Raw genomic sequence first — 21,616 nt, forward strand, 5'->3', positions numbered from 1 at the left:
ACCGTTCACGCCACCCGCTTCCGGCACCAGAAGCAAAGGCAGCACGGACGCCGCTGCTGTCGGCGCCCTCAATCCTCGGCCAGATACCCCGCTCCACCCAGCTGCCGTGCCTGCCGCTGGATCCACGCCGCGCGCCGCTGCACGTACGGGCCTGGCTTGGCCGCGTTGTAGCGACGCGGCGCCGGCAACACTGCCGCCAGACGTGCGCTCTCCGCAGGGCTCAGCCGCGCGGCGTCCTTGCCCCAGAATGTCTGCGCCGCCGCCTGGGCGCCGTACACGCCGTCGCCGAACTCGGCGATGTTGGCGTACATCTCCAGGATCCGCTGCTTCGGCCAGAACGCTTCGATCAGCACCGTGTACCAGACCTCCAGGCCCTTGCGGATCCAGCTGCGGCCCTGCCACAGGAACAGGTTCTTGGCCACCTGCTGGCTGATCGTGCTGGCCCCGCGCAGGCGCCCGCCGCGCGCGTTGTGGTCGCGCGCCTTTTCAATAGCCTGCAGATCGAATCCGCTGTGGTCAGGGAAGCGCTGGTCCTCCGCGGCCACCAGCGAAATGGGAAGGCTCGGCGCCATCTGGTCCAGGTCCCGCCACTGGTAGTGCAGCCGGTAGGACCAGTCGCCTTCACCCAGTGCCTCGCCGAAACGCCAGACCATCACCGTGGACAGCGGCGGATCGATGAAACGCAGCACCAGCACCTGCAGGCAGCTGAAGGCCACGAACAGCACCGGCAGCCACAGCAGCCGCTTCCAGCGCCAGCGCCGACGCGACGCCGTTTCGGCGGCGGCCACTACCTTGTCCTGCTCTCCCCCTGCCCCCATTACTGGTGCATCCTTCTTATGCCTGGTTGTCGGCGCATTATCCGGCAACCATCCCCGTTTCCGCGCGATGTGAGCCGATGACCGCCCAATCCGATTCCCTTATCCGTTTCCTGCTCCCCGACGCCGGTGTCCGTGGCGTCCACGTGCGCCTGCAGGCCACCTGGCAGGACATCCAGTCCCACGGCGAGTATCCGGACAGTGCCACCGAACTGCTCGGCGAGGCCTGCGTGGCCTCGGCGCTGTTCACCGGCCACACCAAGGTGGACGGCCGCCTGTCGATCCAGCTGCGCAGCAACACGGCCCTGCGCACGCTGTTCGCCGAATGCACTGCCGCCGGCACCCTGCGCGGCATCGTCCAGCTGGCCGAGGGCGGTGACGCCCCCCGCGACCTGACCGACCTGGGCCAGGACTCGCTGCTGGCCATCACCATCGAGAATCCGGGCCTGGATCCGCGCGAACCGCAGCGTTACCAGAGCCTGGTCGCACTGACCGCGCCGGAACTGGATGAAGCGTTCGAGGACTACTTCCGCCAGTCCGAGCAGTTGCCGACGCGCCTGCTGCTGGCCGCCGGCCGCGACGGTGCTGCCGGCCTGCTGCTGCAGAAGCTGCCGGGCGACGAGGGCGACGACGACGGCTGGGCCCGCGCCAGCGCGCTGTTCGACACCCTGGGCAAGGCGGAGCTGCTGGCCACCCCGGCCGAGGAACTGCTGCACCGCTTGTTCCACGAGGAAAAAGCGGAGCTGGTGGGTGACAAGGCGCTGTCCTTCGCCTGCTCCTGCTCGCGTGAGCGGGTTGCCTCGATGCTGTTCTCGCTGGGCGAGGAAGAGGCCCGTGCGGCTGCCGAAGACACCGGCGCGGTGGACGTCCGTTGCGAATTCTGCGGACAGGAGTATCACTTTCCGTTGACGGAGTTCGGCATACTGTTCCACGGTGCCCAGGGGGCTGTACCGGCACCTGAACGTCTTCAGTAAAAACGAATGAGTCTTGTATCTGGGGAGGAACAAGGCTTGTTAAGAATTCATAAACACCCTAGGATCGAGTTCCCGCCCCAGCGGGAACTTTCACTGTCCGTCACTGTCTGAACTGGTCCGATGCGTACCTTCCTGCGTCTACCGCTGGCCCTGCTGATCGCCCTTGGCGCGATCACGGGCGTGCATGCGCAGAGCAAGGACACCCGCACCGTGATTCCGGTCTGGAACAAGGGCAGTGGCAAGGTCGAGGCCCTGCTGTACCTGGAGCCGACCGGTGAACAGGCCGTCGGCGCACGCTGGCATTTCGGCCGCAATTCGCTCGATGCTGCGTTCGGCCTGTCCTCGGGCGACTCGCTGGGCCTGCTGTGCAACAGCAGCAGCGGTTCGAGCATCAGCGGACTGGCGAGCCATTGCATGCTGGCCAGCCTGGGTGACGACGATGACGCCATCGGCTCCAACCGGCGCCTGACCGGCACCGCCGCGCTCAACCGTGGTACCGGCCGCCTGGGAATCACTGCCGGCACCGGTCGCGAGACCCTGCCCGCCTGGCTGGCGACGCCCAGCAAGACCCCCTCGCTGCGCGCCGAACAGAATGACCTGACCGTGTTCGCACAGAAGAACATCGGTCGCGAGGGCTTTGTCTCCATCGCCGGCACGTACGCCAAAGCACGCCTGGTACCGCTGGCTGACGCCTCGCCGGCCATCGTCGACCGCTGGGACAGCAAGAGCCTGAGCCTGGGCGCCGGCTACGGCAATTTCAGTGGCAGCATCATCGGTCGCGTGGTTGACGTTCCCGGCAAGCCCGGCAAATGGGAAGGCCTGGGCATCGGCCTGACCTGGCGCACCCCGTGGTCCGGCCAGCTCACCGTCGGCGCGGAAAACGTCATCAGCCGCGGCAAGAACCCGTTCTCCCCGCGCAATGAAAGCAACGATGACGGCACCGTGCCGTACGTGCGCTACGAGCAGGATCTGTAGCCGCTCATCGACTGGTAACAAGCAGTGTTCAACATCGGGCGCCCTGGGGCGCCCGAATTGTTTCCGGACACCTCTGTCAAGTGCGAAAAGCACTCATCTGTTACAAACAGATACATCACGACATGCATCAACTGAAACTTTTTTGTGCTTCGGAGGCGGGCAGACGCAGTGGCGCCCGCCCGCGCACCAGCATAACTTGTTGAAATAAAAGAAATCGAAGCGCATTCATGTGTAACCACAGCGTGAATTAACGCAGCTTTAATTTTTGGCAGAGGGCCGTTACTATCGATTCAGCCTCGCGATTTTGGAGCCCTCTTTTGGACTCCGCCGCGCAGGCACTACCCCAGCCAAGATTTCTTGGAGAGAGAGAGCCAATGAATTTCCAGTCCAACAAGCTGCGTGACGCTGTCGTCGTCGCGCTGATCGCCGGTGCGGCGACGTCCGTAACAGCCCAGGCGCAGGAAGCGACCAACCTGGATCGCATTTCGGTAACCGGTTCGCGCATCAAGAGCACCGATATCGAAACCTCGCAGCCGGTCCTGAGCCTGACCCGCGCCGACATCGAGAAGCAGGGCGTGACCTCGGTCGCCGACATCCTGCAGCGCGTTGCCGCCAACGGTGCCGCACTGAACCGTACCTTCAACAATGGCGGCGACGGTACGTCCGGCATCAGCCTGCGCAACCTCGGTGCCGAACGCACCCTGGTGCTGGTCAACGGCCGTCGCTGGACCACCGGCCTGGATGGCAGCGTCGACCTCAACACGATCCCGGTTGCGATGATCGAGCGGATCGACGTCCTGAAGGACGGCGCTTCAACCATCTACGGTTCGGATGCCATCGCCGGCGTGGTGAACATCATCACCAAGCAGAACTTCGACGGCGCCGAAGCGAACTTCTACAAGGGCCAGTACAGCCAGGGCGACGGCGAGCGCGAGGCTGCCGACTTCACCATCGGCACCACCACCGACCGCGCGTCGCTGGTGCTCGGCGTGTCCTACGTGAAGGAAGGCACCGTGATGGCTGGTGATCGCAAGATCTCAGCCGGTGGCCCGCCGTTCTTCGGCGGTCAGAGCAGCACCGGTATCCCGGGCTCCTACATCCGCGATGACGAGCGCTATGTACTCATCAACGGCGTGCAGACCCCGTTCGACAGCGACGTGCATGGCTACAACACCTCGCCGGACAACTACCTGCTGACCCCGCAGGAACGCACCTCGCTGTTCGCCACCGGTTCCTACAACGTCACCGACAACATCACCTTCCGTACCGAGGCGATGTACAACGAGCGCAAGTCCGAGCAGCTGCTCGCGGCGATGCCGGTGACCGGCCGTCGCCTGAGCGCCAGCAGCATCTACAACCCGTTCGGCGAGGACCTGACCGGCGTGAATCGCCGCTTCAATGAAACCGGCGGCCGTTCGTTCAACCAGAACGTCAAGAACTGGCACTTCTACGGTGGTTTCGAGGGCTTCTTCGAATTCGCCGACCGCAACTTCGACTGGGACGTCGGCTACCGTTACGACAAGACCGACCAGAATGATCTGACCTACGGCCTGTTCAACGTCCAGCGCTTGAACGAAGCCTATGGCCCGTCGGCAATTCAGGGTGGCCAGGCTGTCTGTCTGACCGCAGCCGGCGCTGTCATTCCGGGCTGCGTGCCGATGAATCCGCTGGGCGGACTGGGCTCGATCTCGCAGGAAGCACTGGACTACGCCTCCTTCACCGCGCATGACTCGGCCAGCCTGGTTTCCAAGAGCTACTACGCCAACATCTCCGGTGAAATCGTGCAGTTGCCGGCAGGTGCGCTGGGCTTCGCAGCAGGTTATGAAGGCCGTAAGGAAAGTGGCCAGTTCGATCCGGACGCGTTCATTGCCGCTGGCCTGAGCACCGGCAACGGCGCGGCACCGACCAAGGGCGCCTACGACCTGGACGAGTTCTTCCTGGAATTGTCGATCCCGGTGCTGGCTGACCTGCCGGGTGCCAAGCTGCTCGACTTCAGCGTGGCTTCGCGCTACTCGAAGTACAGCAACTTCGGCAACACCACCAACAACAAGTTCGGTTTCCGCTGGAAGCCGATCGATGACCTGATGGTGCGTGGTAACTACTCCGAAGGCTTCCGTGCGCCGAGCATCAACAACCTGTATCGCGGCGACGCCGATTCGTTCGAAACCTATGCCGATCCGTGCTCGGCCTCCAGCGGTCGTCGCACCGGTGCGGTGGCCGCGCAGTGCGCTGCTGAAGGCGTACCGGCGAACTTCCAGCAGCCGGGTGCCGGCAGCGGCGCCAACAAGCAGACGCCGGAAGCGTTCACCTGGAAGTCGAACCCGAATCTGAAGCCGGAAACCTCGACCAGCAAGACGCTGGGCCTGGTGTGGAGCCCGAGCTTCGTGACCGGCCTGAACGTCACCGTGGACTGGTGGCAGATCGAGGTCGAAGACGCCATCACCCGTCCGGCGATCGGCGACATCATGGATCGCTGCTACGGTGGTTCACCGCAGGAACAGGCAGCCTATTGCGGCCTGATCACCCGCGACCCGACCTACGGCACCGCGACCCAGCGCTACACCATCACCAACGTCGACATGCCGCTGCAGAACCTGTCCTCGTACAAGGTGGAAGGCTGGGATGTGGGCGTCCTGTACAAGCTGCCGGAAACCTCGTTCGGCCAGTTCACCGTCAGCTGGGACAGCACCTATCTGTCCAAGTGGGACACCAAGTCCACCGACGATGCTCCGGTCGACGGCCGTGCCGGTCGCTACCTCGACCAGGATCCGTACTGGCGCATCCGTTCCAACCTGTACGTCGACTGGTCCTACGGTGATTTCGGCGTGAACTACGGTCTGCGCTACAAGTCGGGCATGACCGAAGAATGCCCGTTCGATCCGGTGCGCGACTCCGACCTGGTGGGCTACTGCTCCGACGGCCAGAACGGCAAGAACCACATGGCATCGACCACCTACCACGACATCCAGGTGCGCTACAACACCCCGTGGAAGGGCACGATCATGCTGGGTCTGAACAACGCATGGGACAAGCAGCCGCCGGTCTCGTACTCGACCTCGTACAACATGTTCGACCCGCAGTACGACCTGCCGGGCCGCTACATGTACATGCAGTACAAGCAGAAGTTCTGATCGATCCACTGATCAGCTGATGCAGCAACGGCCCCGAAAGGGGCCGTTGTTTTTTGTACGTTCGTTGCTGGCGTCAACACCAAAGAAAAAGGCCGCGGCACTGCCGCGGCCTTTCTGCATCCAGCGATGAAGAACGCTCAGCCGTTCGGAATCAGCGTGTCGATCAGGTGCTCGACATACGCTTCGAAGTCCTCGCGCGCCTGCTTGGGCTGCTGCAGCTGCAGCGACAACTGCAGGAAGCCCACATATGCCGCGTAGGCCAAGCGTGCGCGATGGCGTGCATCGGTCGAGCTCAGGCCCGCCTGGCGGAAGGAGGCGATCAGGTAATCGAGCCGCCGCTGCGACACACGGTCGATCACCGGCCGCACCATCGGATGGTCCAGCGCCTTCAGCAACTCGCTGTAGATGATGTGCGGCTGTACTTCGTGCGCCACCATCTGGAACAGCTGGCGCAGGCGCACGCGCGGGTCCGGCACGTCTTCCAGGCTGCCGAACACCTGTTCCTGCTCGAACAGTTCCCAGCGTTCCAGCGCGGCCTGCAGCAGCGCATCACGCGAGGGGAAATGCCAGTAGAAACTGCCTTTGGTCACGCCAAGGCGGCGCGCCAGCGGCTCCACCGCGACGGCGCTGACACCTTGCTCGGCAATCAGATCGAGGGCCGCCTGGGCCCAGTCTTCGGCACTCAGGCGGCTGTTGCGGCCGGCACGCGGTTCGCCGGCGGAAGCGTCAGGTTGATTCATTTGCTGATTTAACCATACGCCGGGGTTCGTTGCAGTACGCGGTTGCGGCCGAAACCGTCGGCAGCCGGGCCAGAAGGGATTCCTGCAACGCACCATACCGTGCAGTATTGACTTCCTGCAGAAGCAATCCATACTAGCGAGTATGGTTATGTCCCCTACTCCCGCTGCATTCCATGACCTGCGCCTGGAGGCTGCCCACGGCGCCTCGCTGGCTGCAACTGCCAGCACCTCCGGCCGTCGCGGACGCGTGCTGTTCGCACACGGCTTTGGCCAGACCCGCCACGCCTGGACGACCACGGCCAAAGCACTGTCGGCCGCTGGCCTGCAGACTCTGGCCTACGACGCCCGCGGTCATGGCGATTCCGACTGGAATGCGGCCGATCTGGCCTATCACGGCGAGCAGTTCGCCGATGACCTGATCGTGCTGGCCGGCGAGCAGCCGCGACCGCCGGTGCTGGTGGCCGCGTCCATGGGGGGCCTGTTCGGCCTGTTGGCCGAATCACGCTGGCCCGGGCTGTTCTCGGCCATGGTGCTGGTGGACATCACCCCGCGCTGGGACACCGCTGGCGTCGAACGCATCCTCGCCTTCATGACCGCGCACCCGGAAGGATTCGCCTCGCTGTCGCAGGCTGCCGATGTGATTTCGGCCTATGTGCCGCACCGCCCGCGCAAATCCGAGGATTCACTGCGCGCCCTGCTGCGCGAAGATGGCCACGGCCGCTGGCGCTGGCACTGGGACCCGCGCCTGGTGGCCGAACTGGCCCGCGACAGCGAGCAGCACCAGGATGCACTGGCCGAGGCCGCGCGCCAGGTGAAGTGCCCCCTGCTGCTGGTCAGCGGTGGCCGCAGCGACCTGGTCACCCCGCAGACGGTGGCCGAATTCCTGGCATTGGCGCCGCACGCGCGCCACGTACAGTTGCCGCAGGCCACGCACATGGTCGCCGGTGATGACAACGACGCCTTTACCGCTACTGTGTTGGACTATCTGGACGTGTTGCCCGCAGCGGATGCTGCAGCTTCGTCCGCCATAAACGAGCACGTCACCGGAGCACGCTCATGAGCCTCGTCATTCCCTTCCTCGCCCTGCTGCTGGCAGGCGCGTTCGTTGCCTACCACCGCATGCGCCTGCTGACCTGGACGCTGATCAGCGTGGCCCTGCTGGTCGCCTGCTGGTTCATTCCCTACGTCAACCAGACCGCCACGATCGTCGCTGCTGCCGTACTGGCAGTGATCGTCGTGCCGCTGCTGCTGCCGTTCATCCGCAAGCCGCTGCTGACCGGCCCGATGATGAAGGTGTTCCGCAAGGTGCTGCCGCCGCTGTCGCAGACCGAGCGCATCGCCCTGGAAACCGGCTCGGTCGGCTTCGAAGGCGAACTGTTCACCGGTGACCCGGACTGGAACATCCTGCTGAACTACCCCAAGCCGCAGCTGAGTGCTGAAGAACAGGCCTTCCTCGATGGCCCGGTCGAAGAGCTGTGCAAGATGGTCAACGACTGGGAGATCACCCACGTCCATGCCGACCTGCCGCCGGAACTGTGGAGCTTCATCAAGAAGAACAAGTTCTTCGGCATGATCATTCCGAAGGAATACGGCGGCCTGGGCTTCAGCGCGCTGGCCCACCACAAGGTGATCCAGAAGCTGGCATCAGTGTCGAGCGTGGTCAGCTCCACCGTTGGCGTACCGAACTCGTTGGGCCCGGGTGAGCTGCTCAACCATTACGGCACCCAGGAACAGAAGGACCAGTACCTGCCGCGCCTGGCCGATGGCCGCGAAGTGCCCTGCTTCGGCCTGACCGGTCCGTTCGCGGGCTCGGACGCCACCTCGATCCCCGATTACGGCATCGTCTGCAAGGGCGAGTGGAACGGCGAGCAGGTCCTCGGCGTCAAGCTCACCTTCGACAAGCGCTACATCACGCTGGCCCCGGTGGCCACGCTGATCGGCCTGGCCTTCCGCATGTACGACCCGGATGGCCTGATCGGCACCACCCGCGATATCGGCATCACCTTGGCCCTGTTGCCGCGTGACACCGCCGGTGTGGAAATCGGCCGTCGCCATTTCCCGCTCAACTCGACCTTCCAGAACGGCCCGATCCGTGGCAAGGATGTCTTCATCCCGCTGACCCAGCTGATTGGCGGCGCCGAGAAGGCCGGCAAGGGCTGGAACATGCTCAACGAGTGCCTGGCCGTCGGCCGCTCGATCACCCTGCCCTCCACCGCCAGTGGCGGTGCCAAGGCCGGCGCGGTGGTGACCGGTGCCTACGCGCGTATCCGCAAGCAGTTCGGCCTGTCGGTCGGCCGCTTCGAAGGCGTGGAGGAAGCGCTGGCCCGCATTGGTGGCAAGGCGTACAAGATCAGCGCGCTGTCGCAGGCCACCGCTGCCGCTGTGGACCGCGGTGACGTGCCGTCGGTGCCGTCGGCGATCGCCAAGTACCACTGCACCAACATGAGCCGTGAAGTGATCTCGGACGTGATGGACGTGATCGGCGGCAAGGGCATCATCCTGGGGCCGCGCAACTTCGCCGGCCGCAGCTGGCAGGCCGCACCGATCGCGATCACCGTGGAAGGGGCCAACATCATGACCCGCAGCCTGCTGATCTTCGGCCAGGGTGCGATCCTCTGCCACCCGTGGGTGCTGAAGGAAATGAAGGCCGCGCAGGATCCGGACACCCGTGCCGGCCTGCAGGACTTCGACCGCAGCCTGTTCGGCCACATCCGCTACGGCATTTCGAATGCCGTGCGTTCGTTCTGGTTCGGCCTGACCGGCGCGCGCTTCGGTGCCGCCCCGGGTGACGCCTACACCCGCCGTTACTTCCGCAAGCTGGACCGCTACTCGGCCAACCTGGCGCTGATGGCCGACATCTCGATGATGACGCTGGGCGGCAAGCTGAAGTTCAAGGAATCGCTGTCTGGTCGCCTGGGCGACGTGCTGAGCCACGTTTACATGACCAGCGCCATGCTCAAGCGCTACCACGACGAAGGCGCTCCGCAGGCCGACCAGCCGCTGCTGGCCTGGGCCTTCCATGACAGCGTGCACAAGATCGAGGAGTCGCTGTCGGCGGCCCTGCGCAACTTCCCGATCCGTCCGATCGGCTGGCTGATGTGGGCACTGATCTTCCCGCTGGGCCGCCGTGCCGAGGCCCCGGGCGACCGCCTGAGCCGTCGCGTGGCTGCGCTGCTGATGGCACCGAACGAAGCCCGTGACCGCCTCGCCAGCGGCGTGTTCCTGACCCCGTGCGAGAACAACCCGGGTGGTCGCATCAACAGCTACCTGAGCAAGGCGATCATGGCCGAGCCGGTGGAGCGCAAGTTCATCAAGGCGCTCAAGACCAAGGGCATCGAAGCGCTGGATTTCGTCACCCAGTTGGACGAGGCCGTGGCCGAAGGCGTGATCACCCAGGACGAGCGCACCCTGCTCGAGGAGCTGCGCACGCTCACCCTGGAAACCATCACCGTGGACGACTTCGATCCGGAAGAGCTGCGCTCGGCGGGCTACTACAAGCGCGAACAGAAGGGCGCGCAGTCGCAGGCCGCGTGATCGCAGCCACCATGTAAACGACAACGGCGGACTTCGGTCCGCCGTTTCTTTAGGGAGACACCCGATGTCTGCTCCACTGCTTACGCTTTACCACCGCCTGCAGCGCTGGCCTGCCGGCAACTGGTTGTTCTCGCGCGCGGTGTGCTTCAAGGCACCCTACTTTGCCAGCATCGCCCCGCGCATCACTCTCCTCGAGAACGGCCGCTGCGAGGGCACGCTGGCCGACCGCCGCAAGGTGCGCAACCACATCGGTACGGTGCACGCGATCGCGATGTGCAACCTGGCCGAGCTGACCGCCGGGCTGATGGTCGATGCGTCGCTGCCGAAGGGCATGCGCTGGATCCCCAAGGGGATGCAGGTGCAATACCTGGCCAAGGCCCGCGGCACGCTGCACGCGACGGCGTTGCCGGCGCAGCCGATCGTGGTGGCGGCGGAAGGCTACGCGTTGCCGGTGACGGTGAGCGTGCGCGACCGCGCGGGCACGGAGGTATTCAGTGCGGTGATCGACATGTGGGTGTCGCCGGCGAAGTGATGTTCCTGCGAACGGCGCAGCCCCTCGTGGGTTGGTCGCTGGAAGCGGGTCATGGGTTAGGCCGGAGGGCTGGGGCCAGGCGGGGACGCCGCAAGTACGTCCCTGTAGGCTTAGCCGCGCCATCCATGGCGCGGATACCCCGCCCGGCCCCAGCCCTCCGGCCTCTGACAGTTCTCTGCGGCGTCCACCCACGCAAGAGAAAAAAGAAGAGCAAAAGCAAAAGCAAAAACAAAAGCGGCCCGATGGCCGCTTTTTTCATGCGCGCAGAATCCACGAGCGCAGCGACCCGCTGTTGCTCTTGATCTTCTTTTTCTTCTCCGTGGGCTGGCCGCACACGGAAACTGTCAGGGGTCGGGCGGGTTGGGTTCGCGGGGGTGTCCGCGGCATGGATGCCGCGGCCNNGGACGTACTTGCGGCGTCCCCCGCGAACCCAACCCGCCCGACCCAACCACATGACCCGCTCTACGCGACCAACCCACGAGGGGCTGCGCCGTTGGCTGGAAACTCACGCCACCGCGCGAAGGATCAACGCCAGGATCGCCGGCACCGCCTGGATCATGAAGATGCGCCGGCTCACGCTGTACGCGCCATAGCACCCCGCCACCACCACGCACGCCAGCGAGAACGTCACCAGCACCGGCTGCGCCAGCACCAGCCCCACCACGATGCCTGCCGCCAGGAAGCCGTTGTACAGGCCCTGGTTGGCCGCCAGCACGCGCGTGGTCTCCGCCTTCTCCGGCGTATTGCGGAACGTCTTCAGACCCAGCGGGCGGGTCCACAGGAACATTTCCAGCACCAGGAAATAAACGTGCAGCAGTGCGACCAGCAGGGTCAGGGCGAGCGCGATCCAGTACATGGGCGGTTCCTTGAACAGGGATGGAGAATGGGGTCAGATCCCTTTCCCGCAGGGAAAGGGATCTGACCCCGGAAAATCAACGATCGCGCGGCAGCTTCTTTTCTTCGCGCAGCACGCCGAACGCTGCCAGGGTCATCAACCCGGCTACGGCAACGCCACCGATGAACACCACGTGCGAACCGAACAGGGACAGCCCCTTGTGCAGCCAGGCGAAGCTCAGGTCAGCACCACGATAGACCACGGTGTCGATGGCCGCACCGGCCTTGTAGCGCCACTGGCGGTCCACGCGGGTGTAGATGGTTTCGCGGGCTGGCTTGGCCAGGGCGAATTCGCTGGCGCGGGTCATCACCTGCACCACCGCCACCATCAGCGGCATAGGCGAGGCGGCCAGCACCGAGAAGCCGATCAGGATCGCAAAGCCGGGAATCAGCAACGCCGGGGCGATACCGTGGCGCGACAGCAGCCAGCGGGTCAGCCCCAGCTGCATCAGCAGTGCCAGCGCGTTCACCGCCAGGTCGATGCGCGAGAAGAACGCGGTGGCAGCGCCCGCATCGGTGAACGAGGCACGCACGATGCTGGCCTGCTGGTTGTACAGCAGGGTGCCGACGCCCACGCCAAACACCACCATGATCGCCAGCCAGCGCAGCAGGGGCTCGCGCACGATCAGCTTCAAGCCATCCAGCACGCTGCCGCCCATCGGCTGCTCGCCGGACGCGAGTTGCTGCTCGCGCTCGCGCAGCACCGCCCAGTGCCGCAGGCGCCAGATGCACAGCAGGCAGACGGCCAGGAAGCCGGCCGACACCAGCATCAGGTTGGCGATGCCCACCCGCTGCACCAGCGCACTGGTGATGATCGGGCCGAGAAAGGCGCCGACCGTGCCGGCCGCACCGATATAGCCGTAGTACGCCCGCGCCTGCGCATTGGAGAACACGTCGGCCATGAAGCTCCAGAACACCGCCACCGCAAACAGGTTGAACACGGTGATCCAGAAGAAGAACGCCATGCCACGCCCCGGCATGCCGCTGTCGAACAGCGCATAGAAGCCCAGCAGGGTGGCGATGAAGAAGCCATACACCGCCGGCAGGAACACCCGCCGCGGGAAGCGGCTGACCAGCCAGCCATAGACCGGCTGCAGCACCAGCATGATCACGAACACGCAGGAAAACAGGAACTGCAGGACGAAGTCCTTCAGGGCGATGCCGTGGCTGGCGAACCAGGCGATCAGCACCGGTGGGAACACCGTCTCCAGGTCGGCCGAGGCGGCCATCGCCTCGCGTACCGGGCGCAGCACGTAGTAACCGCTGAGCAGGCAGAAGAAGTACAGGAACGACCACCAGAGCGCCGGCGACTCGCGCAGCGCTGCGACCAGCTTCTTCAGCGGACCGCCCGTCCCGGCCGCGCTCACGCGGCTCCCCTCGCCAGCGAACGGCGGTTGGACAGCGGCATGGCAGGCTCCGGGGGCAGTGAAGCGCGTACGTTATCCAATGCACTGCAACATCGCCAGCGCAGGCTGCACCGATGGCTGCAACGAAGTGTCACGGCATCCCCCGCACGACACCTTCTGACACCCGCTTTTGCGGCGTCAAAAATCCAACTTTTTCAACGAGATGCGCATTCATCTTCGCTTTGTTTGTGCACAGGCGAAAAGCGGCGCTAGAATCATCCTCAGCAGTCGCGCACGGGTTCCAACCGATGAAAAAGAACAGCCTGCGTCGTCCGATCCGTTCGGCGGCCACCGGTTTGCTGGGCATGTTGATGCCCCTTGCCTTGTCCACCACCGCGCAGACCCCGCCGGCCCTGCCGCCGATGCCGACCAACATCGAGACCGCTGCCGGTGGCGCCATTGCCCACACCCAGCCAGCGGCCTACCGCACCGGCCTGGTGCCGCAGGTGCAGTTGCCGGCCGCCGGCTTCAACGTCGCCAACATCGAATCGATGGCGCAGCAGCTCACCTATGGCGAGCGCGTGCCGGGCATGGCGGTGGCCATCGTGCAGGGCGGCCGCGTGCTCAGCGCGCGCGGCTACGGCGTCACCGACGTCAACAACCCGTTGCCGGTCGACGCCCACACCGTGTTCCGCCTGGCGTCGCTGTCCAAGGCCTTCGCCGGCACCATGGCTGGCCTGCTGGTCAACGATGGCACCCTGCGCTGGGACAGCAAGGTCACCGACTATGTGCCGGGCTTCCGCCTGAACTCGCCGGAGGCCACCGACCGCCTGACCGTGGCCGATGTACTCAGCCATCGCGTCGGCCTGCCGTACAACGCCTACGACCGCGACATCGAAGGCAATGCCGAGTACTACGCGCTGACCCAGAAGCTGGCCAACACCGGCCTGAAGTGCCTGCCGGGCGACTGCTACGCCTACCAGAACGTGGCCTTCAGCCTGATCGGCGACGTCGTGTATGCCGCCTCCGGCAGCTTCTACGAGCAGTCGGTCGAACGCCGCATCTTCAAGCCGCTGGGCATGAACGATGCCAGCCTCGGCCTGGCCGGCATCCAGGCCAGCTCGCGTTGGGCACGCCCGCACGTGCGCAGCCGCAACGGCTGGGTATCGCTGACGCCCAAGCCGACCTATTACCGCGTGGCCCCGGCTGCCGGCGTCAACGCCAGCGCCAGTGACATGGCGCAGTGGCTGCTGGCCCATACCGGCCACCGCCCGGACGTGCTGCCGGCGCCGCTGCTGGCCACCCTGCACTCCAGCCTGATCAACACGCCGGGCGAGATGCGCTCGGGCTGGCGCCGCGAACGCCTGCACTCGGCCGGCTACGCGCTCGGCTGGCGCACCTTCGACTACGCCGGTCACGATGTCGTGTTCCATGCCGGCGCCGTGCAGGGTTACCGGGGCCTGGTGGCATTGGTGCCCGAGCGCGACCTCGGCATCGCCATCATGTGGAACGGTGAAAGCGGCCTGCCCAGCGGCCTGCTGCCGACCGTGCTCGACGCCGCCCTCGGCCTGCCGTCGCAGCGTTGGCTGGACGTGGACACCGACTTCGGCAGCGACAACCTGATGGCCGAGGGCGCCGCCCCGGCACAGCAGGACAAGCGCAAGGGCAAGGGCGCCTCGGGCAACCGCGCGGTGGCCTCGCCGCGCTGAGCCGGCGAGCTCGACCGTAAGCAGAAGGGCGGCCCTCGGGTCGCCCTTTTTTTGTTGTTGCAAAGCCGAGCCCATGCTCGGCTGATTCAAGCAGCCGAGCCTAGCTCGGCTCTACCGTTCCGCAGCGCTAGTGGGCGAAGTAGTGCATTCCGCCATCCACCGGAATCACCGCGCCGGTGATGTACCCCGCCAACGGGGAAGCCAGGAACGCGACCAGGTGCGCTACCTCCTCCGGTTCGCCGAAGCGCCCCATCGGGATGTTGCGGGCGATGAACTCACGTCGGCTCTCTTCGGTGGGATGCAGCCGATCCAGAATCTGCGCGCTGTTGATACGCCCTGGTGCAATCGCGTTGACGGTGATGCCCTCGCCCGCCACGTCGCAGGACAGCCCCTTGCTCCACAGATGCAGCGCCGCCTTCGCCGGGCTCGCGGCATTCACCGCGCGCGGCTCCATCGAGCCGCTGAGGTTGATCACACGCCCCCAGCCATTGGCCCGCATCGACGGCAGCAACGCCTGCGTCAACCGTCGTGCTGCCGAGAAGTTCAGCGCCATCGCCTCGTCCCACACGTCGTCTGCTGCAGCCACCCCGGCCAGCCGCGCACCACCGGCCGCATTGACCAGGATATCCACGCGCTGCAGCGCCTCCAGCGACGCGCTGGCGATGCGCTGCACATCGTCGGCGTCGGTCAGATCACCCATCACCACCACCGGTACCGGCCCACCCGCCGCCTCGATCGCGGCCGCCACCGAATGCAACGGCGCCTGCCGCCGCGCGGTGATCGCCACGCGCACACCCAGCGTTGCCAGCACCCGCGCGACACCGGCGCCGATGCCACTGCCTGCGCCGGTGACCAGCGCGGTACGTCCTTCAAGATCCAGTTTCATGTGCTGCCCTGCCAGGTTCTGCCGGCCCATCTGGCCGCGCGGACATGCTCTTTGAATACCCTCGATTGATAAACTCCGGCGAGGTTTCAACATTCAGAACCCGGGGTGTCAGATGAACCTGTTGGAGAGCATGCAGGTCTATGTGCTGGCCGTGGAAAAAGGCAGCCTGAGTGCCGCGGCGTCGGCACTGGACATCTCCGCGACGATGGCCGGCAAGCACCTGCGCGCCCTGGAGGAACGGCTGGGCATGCAGCTGTTGAGCCGCACCACGCGACGGCAGCACATGACCGCTTTCGGTGAGGCCTACTACGGCCGCTGCAAGGAGATCCTGCACCTGGTGGAGGAAACAGATGCGCAGGCACAGCATCACCATCTGGCACCGGCGGGCAAGCTGCGGATCAGTGCACCGGTGATCTTCGGCACGCATGCGCTGGTGCCGGCACTGTCGACCTACATGGACCGCTACCCCGAGGTCAGTGTCGAACTGGTCCTGACCGATCGCGTGGTCGAACTGGCCGAAGAGGGATTCGAGGCGGCCATCCGCATCGGTACGCTTGCCGACACCAGCCATCTCGTAGCGCGTCCGCTCAGCCCCTACCGGCTGACCTTGTGTGCATCACCGGCCTATCTCGCGCGGCATGGCACGCCGCAAAGCGCGCAGGCGCTGCAGCAGCATCAATGCCTGTCGCTGGACCCGGCTGCGCTGTCGCACTGGCTGGGCAACGAGGCAACGTCGGCGGTTCAACCGCCCTCGGGACGCCTGCAGATCAACAACGGCGAAGCGCTGCGGCTGGCCGCGCTGCAGGGCCTGGGCATCATCCTGCAGTCGAGCCTGCTGCTGGCAGCGGACATCGATGCGGGCGGCCTGGTCCCGCTGCTGCCGGAACATGGCCGGCGCGGTCGGCCCATGCACGTGGTCTATCCGCACGACCGTTATCACTCGACCCGGCTGCGCAGCTTCGTGGATTTCCTGGTCGAGCGGTTTCCCTGTGAAGCAGCTGGCCATCGCAGCCAGCCAAAATGATGCCCATAAAAAAACCCCCTCCCCGCTGGGCAGTCGGGGAAGGGGTCTCAGGGTACGGCTATCGGGAAGTACTTAGATCAGCGGTGCCGGCGTTGCCGGAAGGGCCACCGGGGCAGCCTTCTTCTTGCGGGCGGCCGGCTTGCGCTTGGCAACCTTCTTGGCAGCCTTCTTCGGGGCAGCCTTCTTGGTCGCCTTCTTCGCAGTCTTCTTCACCGCTTTCTTGGCGGTCTTCTTTACCGCCTTCTTCACTGCCTTCTTGGCGACCTTCTTGGCCGGCTTACGGGCGGTGGCTTTCTTGGCGGTCTTCTTTACGGCTTTCTTGGCAGTCTTCTTGGTGGCCTTCTTGGCTACCTTCTTGACGGCCTTCTTCGCGGTCTTCTTTACGGCCTTCTTGGCAGTGGACTTCTTGGCTACCTTCTTCGCAGCCTTCTTCACTGTCTTCTTCGCCGTGGCCTTCTTGGCGACCTTCTTGGCAGCCTTCTTCACTGCCTTCTTGGCGGTCGCCTTCTTCGCGACCTTCTTCACTGCCTTCTTGGCAGCGGCCTTCTTGGCGACTTTCTTCACCGCTTTCTTGGCGGCGGGCTTTTTCTTCGCAGCTTTCTTGGTTGCCATGGTGATGGCTCCTCGTCAGTGATAGGGAGTTGAAACGCCCAGGTGGATCAAACCCGCCCATGCTGCGTGCGGGGACCGCCGGCGCGTCAGGCGCGCCGTTACGGATGCGGTGATGCCCGCCACGATCGGCGGAGCAGGCATCGGAACAGGGGTCGCCTTGCATTTCTCCGGGGGAAGCGGGGCCATGTCCACCGTCTTGAGGATCGCGGTGGTCTTCGAGGGGCTGCTTCGCATCGGACGATTGATTCTGCGCACTCGGTTTGGCAGGCAAGGTCTGCTGAGGCGAAACCTAATCACGGTTTTTTTTACTGTCAACAACCCCCGCGAAAAATTTTCACATCCGCCGCGTCCCGGGAGCCCTTCCCGCGCCTGCCGATGTTGCTCCGCGAGCGCCGGCAAACACGGCATCGCGCATCGTCGCTGCCATCGGCTGCGTACCAACAGCGAAGAAAAAACACTTGAAACAAGCACTCTGCGTCATGTAGAGGCCTGGAGTGGAACGCCACACGGCGACGTGGTCGTGCACGGCGATGCACTCGCCAACGCCAGCACAACGGACCTGCAACAAGGCCAAAAACTTTTCACATCCGGGCGCGCCGCCGCGGGGGTGGAAACGCGGATTTGCGCAAAACTGCGCACGCCTTTTGGCCGCGCTCAACACCGGCTGATGCCATGGCGATGGCATGCGGCGAACCGGTCGGCATAAGTTCGACGCGTCCTCCAAAACGAAAACGGCCACCCGAGGGTGGCCGTTTTCGTACCGGGGAAACGACGACTCAGTGCTCTTCGTCTTCCAGGCCTTCGGCGTACGCGTCCGGGTCCAGCAGCTCGTTGAGCTCTTCGCTGTTGGACACTTCGACCACGAACATCCAGCCGTCGCCGTAGGCGTCTTCGTTGATGGTTTCCGGCTTGTCGGCCAGCGACGAGTTCACCTCGACGATGGTGCCGCTGATCGGGCTGTAGACGTCGGAGGCGGCCTTCACCGACTCGACGACCGCGATCTGCTCGTTGGCCTTGGCGGTCGTGCCGACTTCCGGCAGCTCGACGTAGACCAGGTCACCCAGCAGGCCCTGAGCGTGGTCGGAAATACCGACAGTCACGCGGCCATTGCCTTCGACACGGGCCCACTCATGGGACTTGAGGAACTTGAGGTCGCCGGGGATCTCGCTCATGGGACTGCTCCAGAGATATGCAGGGGGTGGAAAAAACGGGGCTAGTGTAACCAACCGGCCGCCACTGCTGGCAGTGACGACCGGCACGTTTGGATCATGCGTCGGTGAGCACGCCGGGTTGGGCCTGGCCTTCGCGCACGAACGGGAACTTGACCACCCGCACCGGCACCTGACGGCCGCGGATGTCGACGGTGACCTGACCGAGTTCACCGGCCGGTACGCGCGCGAATGCGATGCCCTTGGCCAGGGTCGGCGAGAAGGTGCCGGACAGGATCTCGCCCTGGCCGCCGGCCGTGGTGACCGCCTGGCCATGGCGCAGCACACCCTTCTCATCCATCACCAGGCCGATCATCTGGCGTGCGTTGCCAGCGGCCTTCTGCGCCTCCAGCACATCGCGGCCGATGAAGTCGCGGCCTTCGTCCAGCGACACCGTCCAGGCCAGCGCCGCTTCGTAGGGACTGATCGCTTCGTCCATGTCCTGGCCGTACAGATTCATGCCGGCTTCCAGGCGCAGGGTGTCGCGCGCGCCGAGGCCGGCCGGCTTCACGCCAGCAGCAAGCAGGCGGTTCCAGAACGCGACCACGGCATCCTGCGGCAGCAGGATCTCGAAACCGTCTTCGCCGGTGTAGCCGGTGCGGGCGACGAACAGTTCAACGCCGTCATCGGACTGCACCTGCAGCGCGGCGAAGCGGCCGAGCTTGCCCAGCGACTCACGGTCGGCTTCGCCGGCCAGGCCGATGACGATGTCGCGCGCCTGCGGACCCTGCACGGCGAGGATCGCCAGGTCCGGACGCTGCTCGACGGAGACGTTGAACGGCGCCGCCTGCTCGCGCAGCCACGCCAGATCCTTCTCGCGGGTGGAGGCGTTGACCACCATGCGGAAGAAGTCTTCGCCCAGGTAATAGACGATCAGGTCATCGATGACGCCGCCCTGCGGATTCAGCATGCACGAGTACAGCGCCTTGCCGGTGGCCTTGAGCTTGTCGACCGAGTTGGCCAGCAGGCGGCGCAGGAACGGCTTGACCTGGTCGCCGCGCAGGTCGACCACGGTCATGTGGCTGACGTCGAACACGCCCGACTCACGACGCACCAGGTGGTGCTCGTCCAGCTGCGAGCCGTAGTGGATGGGCATGTCCCAACCCCCGAAATCGACCATCTTGGCGCCAAGGGCGCGGTGGGTATCGTTGAGCAGCGTCTTCTGGGTCATGACCGGGTCCGGCAGCAGAGGAAACAAGAACGCGCATTATCCCAGATCGGTCGGCCGCAGGTCGCGCCGCAGCGCAGCGGGGGGATGTTGGCCGGCCTGCGGCCGGCGGGCGCTTTCTACAAGCCAGGGCGCAAAGCGCAAAGCCGAAGCGTGTCGGCTCTGGGTTCTTTCGGCTTGGTCGGAGCAGCGTGGGCACGCGGAGGACGCCGTAAACCCATCCCTGGGGGCTTGGCCGCCGCATCCATGCGGCGGACACCTCCGCGTGCCCACGCTGCCCCTCCCTTCCGGAGTTCCCGGTGACGGGACGGAAGGCAAGAGCGGTTGTGGATGTCGATACATATAAGGAGAGGGGTGGGATTTCTTTTCCTGCCGAAAAGAAATCCCACCCCGGCCATGACCCGCGAGCGCAGCGACCCGCTTCTGCTTCGCTCTTATTTTCTTTTCCGTGGGTGGACGCCACCGGAAACTGTCAGAGGTCGGGCGGGTGGGCTGGGCAGGGGTGTCCGCGCCATGGATGGCGCGGCCAAGCCTACAAGGACGTACTTGCGGCGTCCCCTGCACAGCCCACCCGCCCGACCCAGCATCTGCTTTCAGCGACCATCCACGAGGGGCTGCGCCGTTGGCTGGAAAACTCAGCCGGCCGCTTCGACCACCAGCGCACTGCCCTGCACCGCCACCACCCGCACCAGCGTGCCGGCCTGCAGCTCCGGCCCACTCACCTGCCACGACGCGTCGTCGATGCTGACCCTGCCCTGCCCGCCGACGATGGCCTGCTGCAATGGCACCACCCGGCCGACCAGTTGTTCAGCGCGACGATTCAGCAGCGGCGCGTCGCTCTGCCGCGCACGCGGCTTGCCCCAGTGCCGGTAGCACTGGATCGACAGCACGCTCAGCAGCACGAAGGCGACCACCTGCCACAGCACCGGAATATCGGCGAACACCGCTACCAGCGCGAACACCGCCGCCGCACCGATGCCGATCCACAGCATGAACGCGCCGGGCGCCAGCGCTTCGGCGGCAAACAGCAACAACGCCAGCGCACCCCAGGCAACGACTTCCCAGCGCATGTCAGCCTCCAATCGGCGGCGGCCGCTTGGCCGGCGGCCGGGTTTCCTGGTTGGACAGGGCCTGCTTGGCCAGCTCGGCCACGCCGGCAATCGAACCAATCACGCCGCTGGCCTCCATCGGCATCAGCACCAGCTTCTGGTTCGGCGACGTGGCCAGTGCCTTGAACGCTTCCACATACTTCTGTGCGATGAAGTAGTTGATGGCCTGGACGTCGCCGTCGGCGATCGCCGCCGACACCACCTGGGTTGCCTTGGCTTCGGCTTCGGCCAGGCGCTCGCGGGCTTCGGCGTCGCGGAACGCGGCCTCGCGCCGCCCCTCCGCTTCCAGCACCGTGGCCTGCTTCTCGCCTTCGGCACGCAGGATCTCGGACTGGCGCGAACCTTCCGCCTCGAGGATCTGTGCGCGCTTCTCGCGCTCGGCCTTCATCTGCCGTGCCATCGCATCGAGCAGGTCGCGCGGCGGCTGGATGTCGCGGATCTCGATGCGGTTGACCTTCACGCCCCAGGGGTTGGTCGCATGGTCGACCACACTGAGCAGCTTGGCGTTGATCACCTCGCGCTGGCTGAGTGATTCATCCAGGTCCATCGAGCCGATCACGGTACGGATGTTGGTCTGCACCAGGGCGATCATCGCCACTTCCAGCACCGACACCTCGTAGGCGGCCTTGGCCGCGTCCAGCACCTGGAAGAACACCACGCCATCGACGCGCACGGCGGCGTTGTCCTTGGTGATCACTTCCTGGCCGGGCACGTCCAGCACCTGCTCCATCATGTTCACCTTGCGCCCCACCCCGTAGACGATCGGGATCAGGAAATGCAGGCCGGGCGACATCGTGTGGGTGTAACGGCCGAACCGTTCGACGGTCCATTCATAGCCCTGCGGCACCATCCGTACCGCCTTGAACAGGATGACCACGGCCACGAAGGCCAGTACCGCGCTGAAGAACATGGTCGGGAACATCGCGCTTTCCTTATGGGAGACGTCCGGAGCCCAGCAT

General features: G+C 65.2%; 20 protein-coding genes. 9 read left to right on the forward strand and 11 right to left on the reverse strand.

What is annotated here, in order from left to right; genetic code table 11:
• Positions 1 to 68: 68 nt before the first annotated feature.
• Positions 69 to 818, reverse strand: a complete 750-nt coding sequence (gene mtgA / locus H3005_RS10795; RefSeq protein ID WP_191078156.1) for a monofunctional biosynthetic peptidoglycan transglycosylase — start codon at positions 816 to 818, stop codon at positions 69 to 71.
• Positions 819 to 895: 77 nt separating this feature from the next.
• On the opposite strand from mtgA, the gene H3005_RS10800 reads away from it, so the two are divergent.
• The 3 genes from H3005_RS10800 (at position 896) to H3005_RS10810 (ending at position 5,895) form a co-directional block, all read left to right on the forward strand.
• Complete coding sequence (locus H3005_RS10800; protein ID WP_088100577.1) at positions 896 to 1,789, forward strand: Hsp33 family molecular chaperone HslO; 894 nt, start codon at positions 896 to 898, stop codon at positions 1,787 to 1,789.
• A gap of 120 nt (positions 1,790 to 1,909) precedes the next feature.
• Positions 1,910 to 2,764, forward strand: coding sequence for a hypothetical protein (locus H3005_RS10805; protein ID WP_032952038.1), 855 nt, complete (start codon positions 1,910 to 1,912; stop codon positions 2,762 to 2,764).
• 374 nt (positions 2,765 to 3,138) lie between these two features.
• Positions 3,139 to 5,895, forward strand: a complete 2,757-nt coding sequence (locus tag H3005_RS10810) for a TonB-dependent receptor (protein ID WP_191078157.1) — start codon at positions 3,139 to 3,141, stop codon at positions 5,893 to 5,895.
• Between the two features lie 137 nt (positions 5,896 to 6,032).
• On the opposite strand, the gene H3005_RS10815 is transcribed toward H3005_RS10810, so the two are convergent.
• Positions 6,033 to 6,635 carry a TetR/AcrR family transcriptional regulator gene (locus H3005_RS10815; protein WP_025877807.1) on the reverse strand — a complete coding sequence of 201 codons (603 nt, stop codon included), beginning with the start codon at positions 6,633 to 6,635 and terminating at the stop codon, positions 6,033 to 6,035.
• A gap of 142 nt (positions 6,636 to 6,777) precedes the next feature.
• On the opposite strand from H3005_RS10815, the gene H3005_RS10820 reads away from it, so the two are divergent.
• The 3 genes from H3005_RS10820 to H3005_RS10830 all read left to right on the forward strand — a co-directional run bounded on the left by H3005_RS10820 (position 6,778) and on the right by H3005_RS10830 (position 10,701).
• Positions 6,778 to 7,695 (forward strand): alpha/beta hydrolase, encoded by a 918-nt coding sequence (locus H3005_RS10820; protein WP_033831779.1) that lies wholly within the window; start codon positions 6,778 to 6,780, stop codon positions 7,693 to 7,695.
• Positions 7,692 to 10,169, forward strand: a complete 2,478-nt coding sequence (locus tag H3005_RS10825; protein WP_099818865.1) for an acyl-CoA dehydrogenase — start codon at positions 7,692 to 7,694, stop codon at positions 10,167 to 10,169. The genes H3005_RS10820 and H3005_RS10825 overlap by 4 nt, the downstream gene beginning before the upstream one ends.
• A gap of 64 nt (positions 10,170 to 10,233) precedes the next feature.
• Complete coding sequence (locus H3005_RS10830; protein WP_191078158.1) at positions 10,234 to 10,701, forward strand: hotdog fold domain-containing protein; 468 nt, start codon at positions 10,234 to 10,236, stop codon at positions 10,699 to 10,701.
• Between the two features lie 505 nt (positions 10,702 to 11,206).
• Here H3005_RS10830 and H3005_RS10835 read toward each other — a convergent pair.
• From H3005_RS10835 to H3005_RS10845, 3 genes are all read right to left on the reverse strand, one after another.
• Complete coding sequence (locus H3005_RS10835; RefSeq protein ID WP_191078159.1) at positions 11,207 to 11,557, reverse strand: DUF1304 domain-containing protein; 351 nt, start codon at positions 11,555 to 11,557, stop codon at positions 11,207 to 11,209.
• A gap of 76 nt (positions 11,558 to 11,633) precedes the next feature.
• Positions 11,634 to 12,962, reverse strand: a complete 1,329-nt coding sequence (locus H3005_RS10840; RefSeq protein WP_191078160.1) for an MFS transporter — start codon at positions 12,960 to 12,962, stop codon at positions 11,634 to 11,636.
• 130 nt (positions 12,963 to 13,092) lie between these two features.
• Complete coding sequence (locus H3005_RS10845) at positions 13,093 to 13,308, reverse strand: hypothetical protein (protein WP_191078183.1); 216 nt, start codon at positions 13,306 to 13,308, stop codon at positions 13,093 to 13,095.
• Here H3005_RS10845 and H3005_RS10850 point away from each other — a divergent pair.
• A complete protein-coding gene (locus tag H3005_RS10850) occupies positions 13,250 to 14,650 on the forward strand; it encodes a serine hydrolase domain-containing protein (RefSeq protein ID WP_089236505.1) in 1,401 nt (466 codons plus the stop codon). The genes H3005_RS10845 and H3005_RS10850 overlap by 59 nt on opposite strands.
• A gap of 127 nt (positions 14,651 to 14,777) precedes the next feature.
• Here the strand turns inward: H3005_RS10850 and H3005_RS10855 are convergent, their stop codons facing one another.
• Positions 14,778 to 15,536, reverse strand: a complete 759-nt coding sequence (locus H3005_RS10855) for an SDR family oxidoreductase (RefSeq protein ID WP_191078161.1) — start codon at positions 15,534 to 15,536, stop codon at positions 14,778 to 14,780.
• A gap of 112 nt (positions 15,537 to 15,648) precedes the next feature.
• On the opposite strand from H3005_RS10855, the gene H3005_RS10860 reads away from it, so the two are divergent.
• The gene (locus tag H3005_RS10860) at positions 15,649 to 16,560 is read left to right on the forward strand and encodes a LysR family transcriptional regulator (protein ID WP_191078162.1); all 912 of its coding nucleotides are present in this window, start codon (positions 15,649 to 15,651) and stop codon (positions 16,558 to 16,560) included.
• Positions 16,561 to 16,632: 72 nt separating this feature from the next.
• Here the strand turns inward: H3005_RS10860 and H3005_RS10865 are convergent, their stop codons facing one another.
• On the reverse strand, positions 16,633 to 17,172 hold the full coding sequence (locus tag H3005_RS10865; RefSeq protein ID WP_089236507.1) for a histone: 540 nt from the start codon (positions 17,170 to 17,172) through the stop codon (positions 16,633 to 16,635).
• Positions 17,173 to 17,356: 184 nt separating this feature from the next.
• On the opposite strand from H3005_RS10865, the gene H3005_RS10870 reads away from it, so the two are divergent.
• A complete protein-coding gene (locus tag H3005_RS10870; RefSeq protein ID WP_133120089.1) occupies positions 17,357 to 17,878 on the forward strand; it encodes a hypothetical protein in 522 nt (173 codons plus the stop codon).
• Positions 17,879 to 17,948: 70 nt separating this feature from the next.
• Here H3005_RS10870 and gcvH read toward each other — a convergent pair whose 3' ends face one another.
• The 4 genes from gcvH to H3005_RS10890 all read right to left on the reverse strand — a co-directional run bounded on the left by gcvH (position 17,949) and on the right by H3005_RS10890 (position 21,579).
• The gene (gene gcvH / locus H3005_RS10875; RefSeq protein WP_100553268.1) at positions 17,949 to 18,344 is read right to left on the reverse strand and encodes a glycine cleavage system protein GcvH; all 396 of its coding nucleotides are present in this window, start codon (positions 18,342 to 18,344) and stop codon (positions 17,949 to 17,951) included.
• 94 nt (positions 18,345 to 18,438) lie between these two features.
• A complete protein-coding gene (gene gcvT, locus H3005_RS10880) occupies positions 18,439 to 19,551 on the reverse strand; it encodes a glycine cleavage system aminomethyltransferase GcvT (protein ID WP_100553269.1) in 1,113 nt (370 codons plus the stop codon).
• A 632-nt stretch (positions 19,552 to 20,183) separates the two neighbouring features.
• Positions 20,184 to 20,618 carry an NfeD family protein gene (locus H3005_RS10885; protein WP_191078163.1) on the reverse strand — a complete coding sequence of 145 codons (435 nt, stop codon included), beginning with the start codon at positions 20,616 to 20,618 and terminating at the stop codon, positions 20,184 to 20,186.
• 1 nt (position 20,619) lies between these two features.
• A complete protein-coding gene (locus H3005_RS10890; protein ID WP_191078164.1) occupies positions 20,620 to 21,579 on the reverse strand; it encodes an SPFH domain-containing protein in 960 nt (319 codons plus the stop codon).
• Positions 21,580 to 21,616: the final 37 nt, after the last annotated feature.

The organism is Stenotrophomonas sp. Br8 (assembly GCF_014763005.1).
In the GTDB taxonomy this organism is placed as follows: domain Bacteria; phylum Pseudomonadota; class Gammaproteobacteria; order Xanthomonadales; family Xanthomonadaceae; genus Stenotrophomonas; species Stenotrophomonas lactitubi.

Coding starts and splice junctions, on each gene's coding strand:
- H3005_RS10885 (WP_191078163.1), bottom strand. CDS start 20,618: ATGCGCTGGGAAGTCGTTGCCTGGGGTGCGCTGGCGTTGTTGCTGTTT.
- H3005_RS10855 (WP_191078161.1), bottom strand. CDS start 15,536: ATGAAACTGGATCTTGAAGGACGTACCGCGCTGGTCACCGGCGCAGGC.
- H3005_RS10850 (WP_089236505.1), top strand. CDS start 13,250: ATGAAAAAGAACAGCCTGCGTCGTCCGATCCGTTCGGCGGCCACCGGT.
- gcvH (WP_100553268.1), bottom strand. CDS start 18,344: ATGAGCGAGATCCCCGGCGACCTCAAGTTCCTCAAGTCCCATGAGTGG.
- H3005_RS10865 (WP_089236507.1), bottom strand. CDS start 17,172: ATGGCAACCAAGAAAGCTGCGAAGAAAAAGCCCGCCGCCAAGAAAGCG.
- H3005_RS10890 (WP_191078164.1), bottom strand. CDS start 21,579: ATGTTCCCGACCATGTTCTTCAGCGCGGTACTGGCCTTCGTGGCCGTG.
- H3005_RS10845 (WP_191078183.1), bottom strand. CDS start 13,308: ATGCCCAGCAAACCGGTGGCCGCCGAACGGATCGGACGACGCAGGCTG.
- H3005_RS10835 (WP_191078159.1), bottom strand. CDS start 11,557: ATGTACTGGATCGCGCTCGCCCTGACCCTGCTGGTCGCACTGCTGCAC.
- H3005_RS10805 (WP_032952038.1), top strand. CDS start 1,910: ATGCGTACCTTCCTGCGTCTACCGCTGGCCCTGCTGATCGCCCTTGGC.
- H3005_RS10815 (WP_025877807.1), bottom strand. CDS start 6,635: ATGAATCAACCTGACGCTTCCGCCGGCGAACCGCGTGCCGGCCGCAAC.
- H3005_RS10800 (WP_088100577.1), top strand. CDS start 896: ATGACCGCCCAATCCGATTCCCTTATCCGTTTCCTGCTCCCCGACGCC.
- H3005_RS10870 (WP_133120089.1), top strand. CDS start 17,357: ATGTCCACCGTCTTGAGGATCGCGGTGGTCTTCGAGGGGCTGCTTCGC.
- H3005_RS10820 (WP_033831779.1), top strand. CDS start 6,778: ATGGTTATGTCCCCTACTCCCGCTGCATTCCATGACCTGCGCCTGGAG.
- mtgA (WP_191078156.1), bottom strand. CDS start 818: ATGGGGGCAGGGGGAGAGCAGGACAAGGTAGTGGCCGCCGCCGAAACG.
- H3005_RS10825 (WP_099818865.1), top strand. CDS start 7,692: ATGAGCCTCGTCATTCCCTTCCTCGCCCTGCTGCTGGCAGGCGCGTTC.
- gcvT (WP_100553269.1), bottom strand. CDS start 19,551: ATGACCCAGAAGACGCTGCTCAACGATACCCACCGCGCCCTTGGCGCC.
- H3005_RS10810 (WP_191078157.1), top strand. CDS start 3,139: ATGAATTTCCAGTCCAACAAGCTGCGTGACGCTGTCGTCGTCGCGCTG.
- H3005_RS10830 (WP_191078158.1), top strand. CDS start 10,234: ATGTCTGCTCCACTGCTTACGCTTTACCACCGCCTGCAGCGCTGGCCT.
- H3005_RS10860 (WP_191078162.1), top strand. CDS start 15,649: ATGAACCTGTTGGAGAGCATGCAGGTCTATGTGCTGGCCGTGGAAAAA.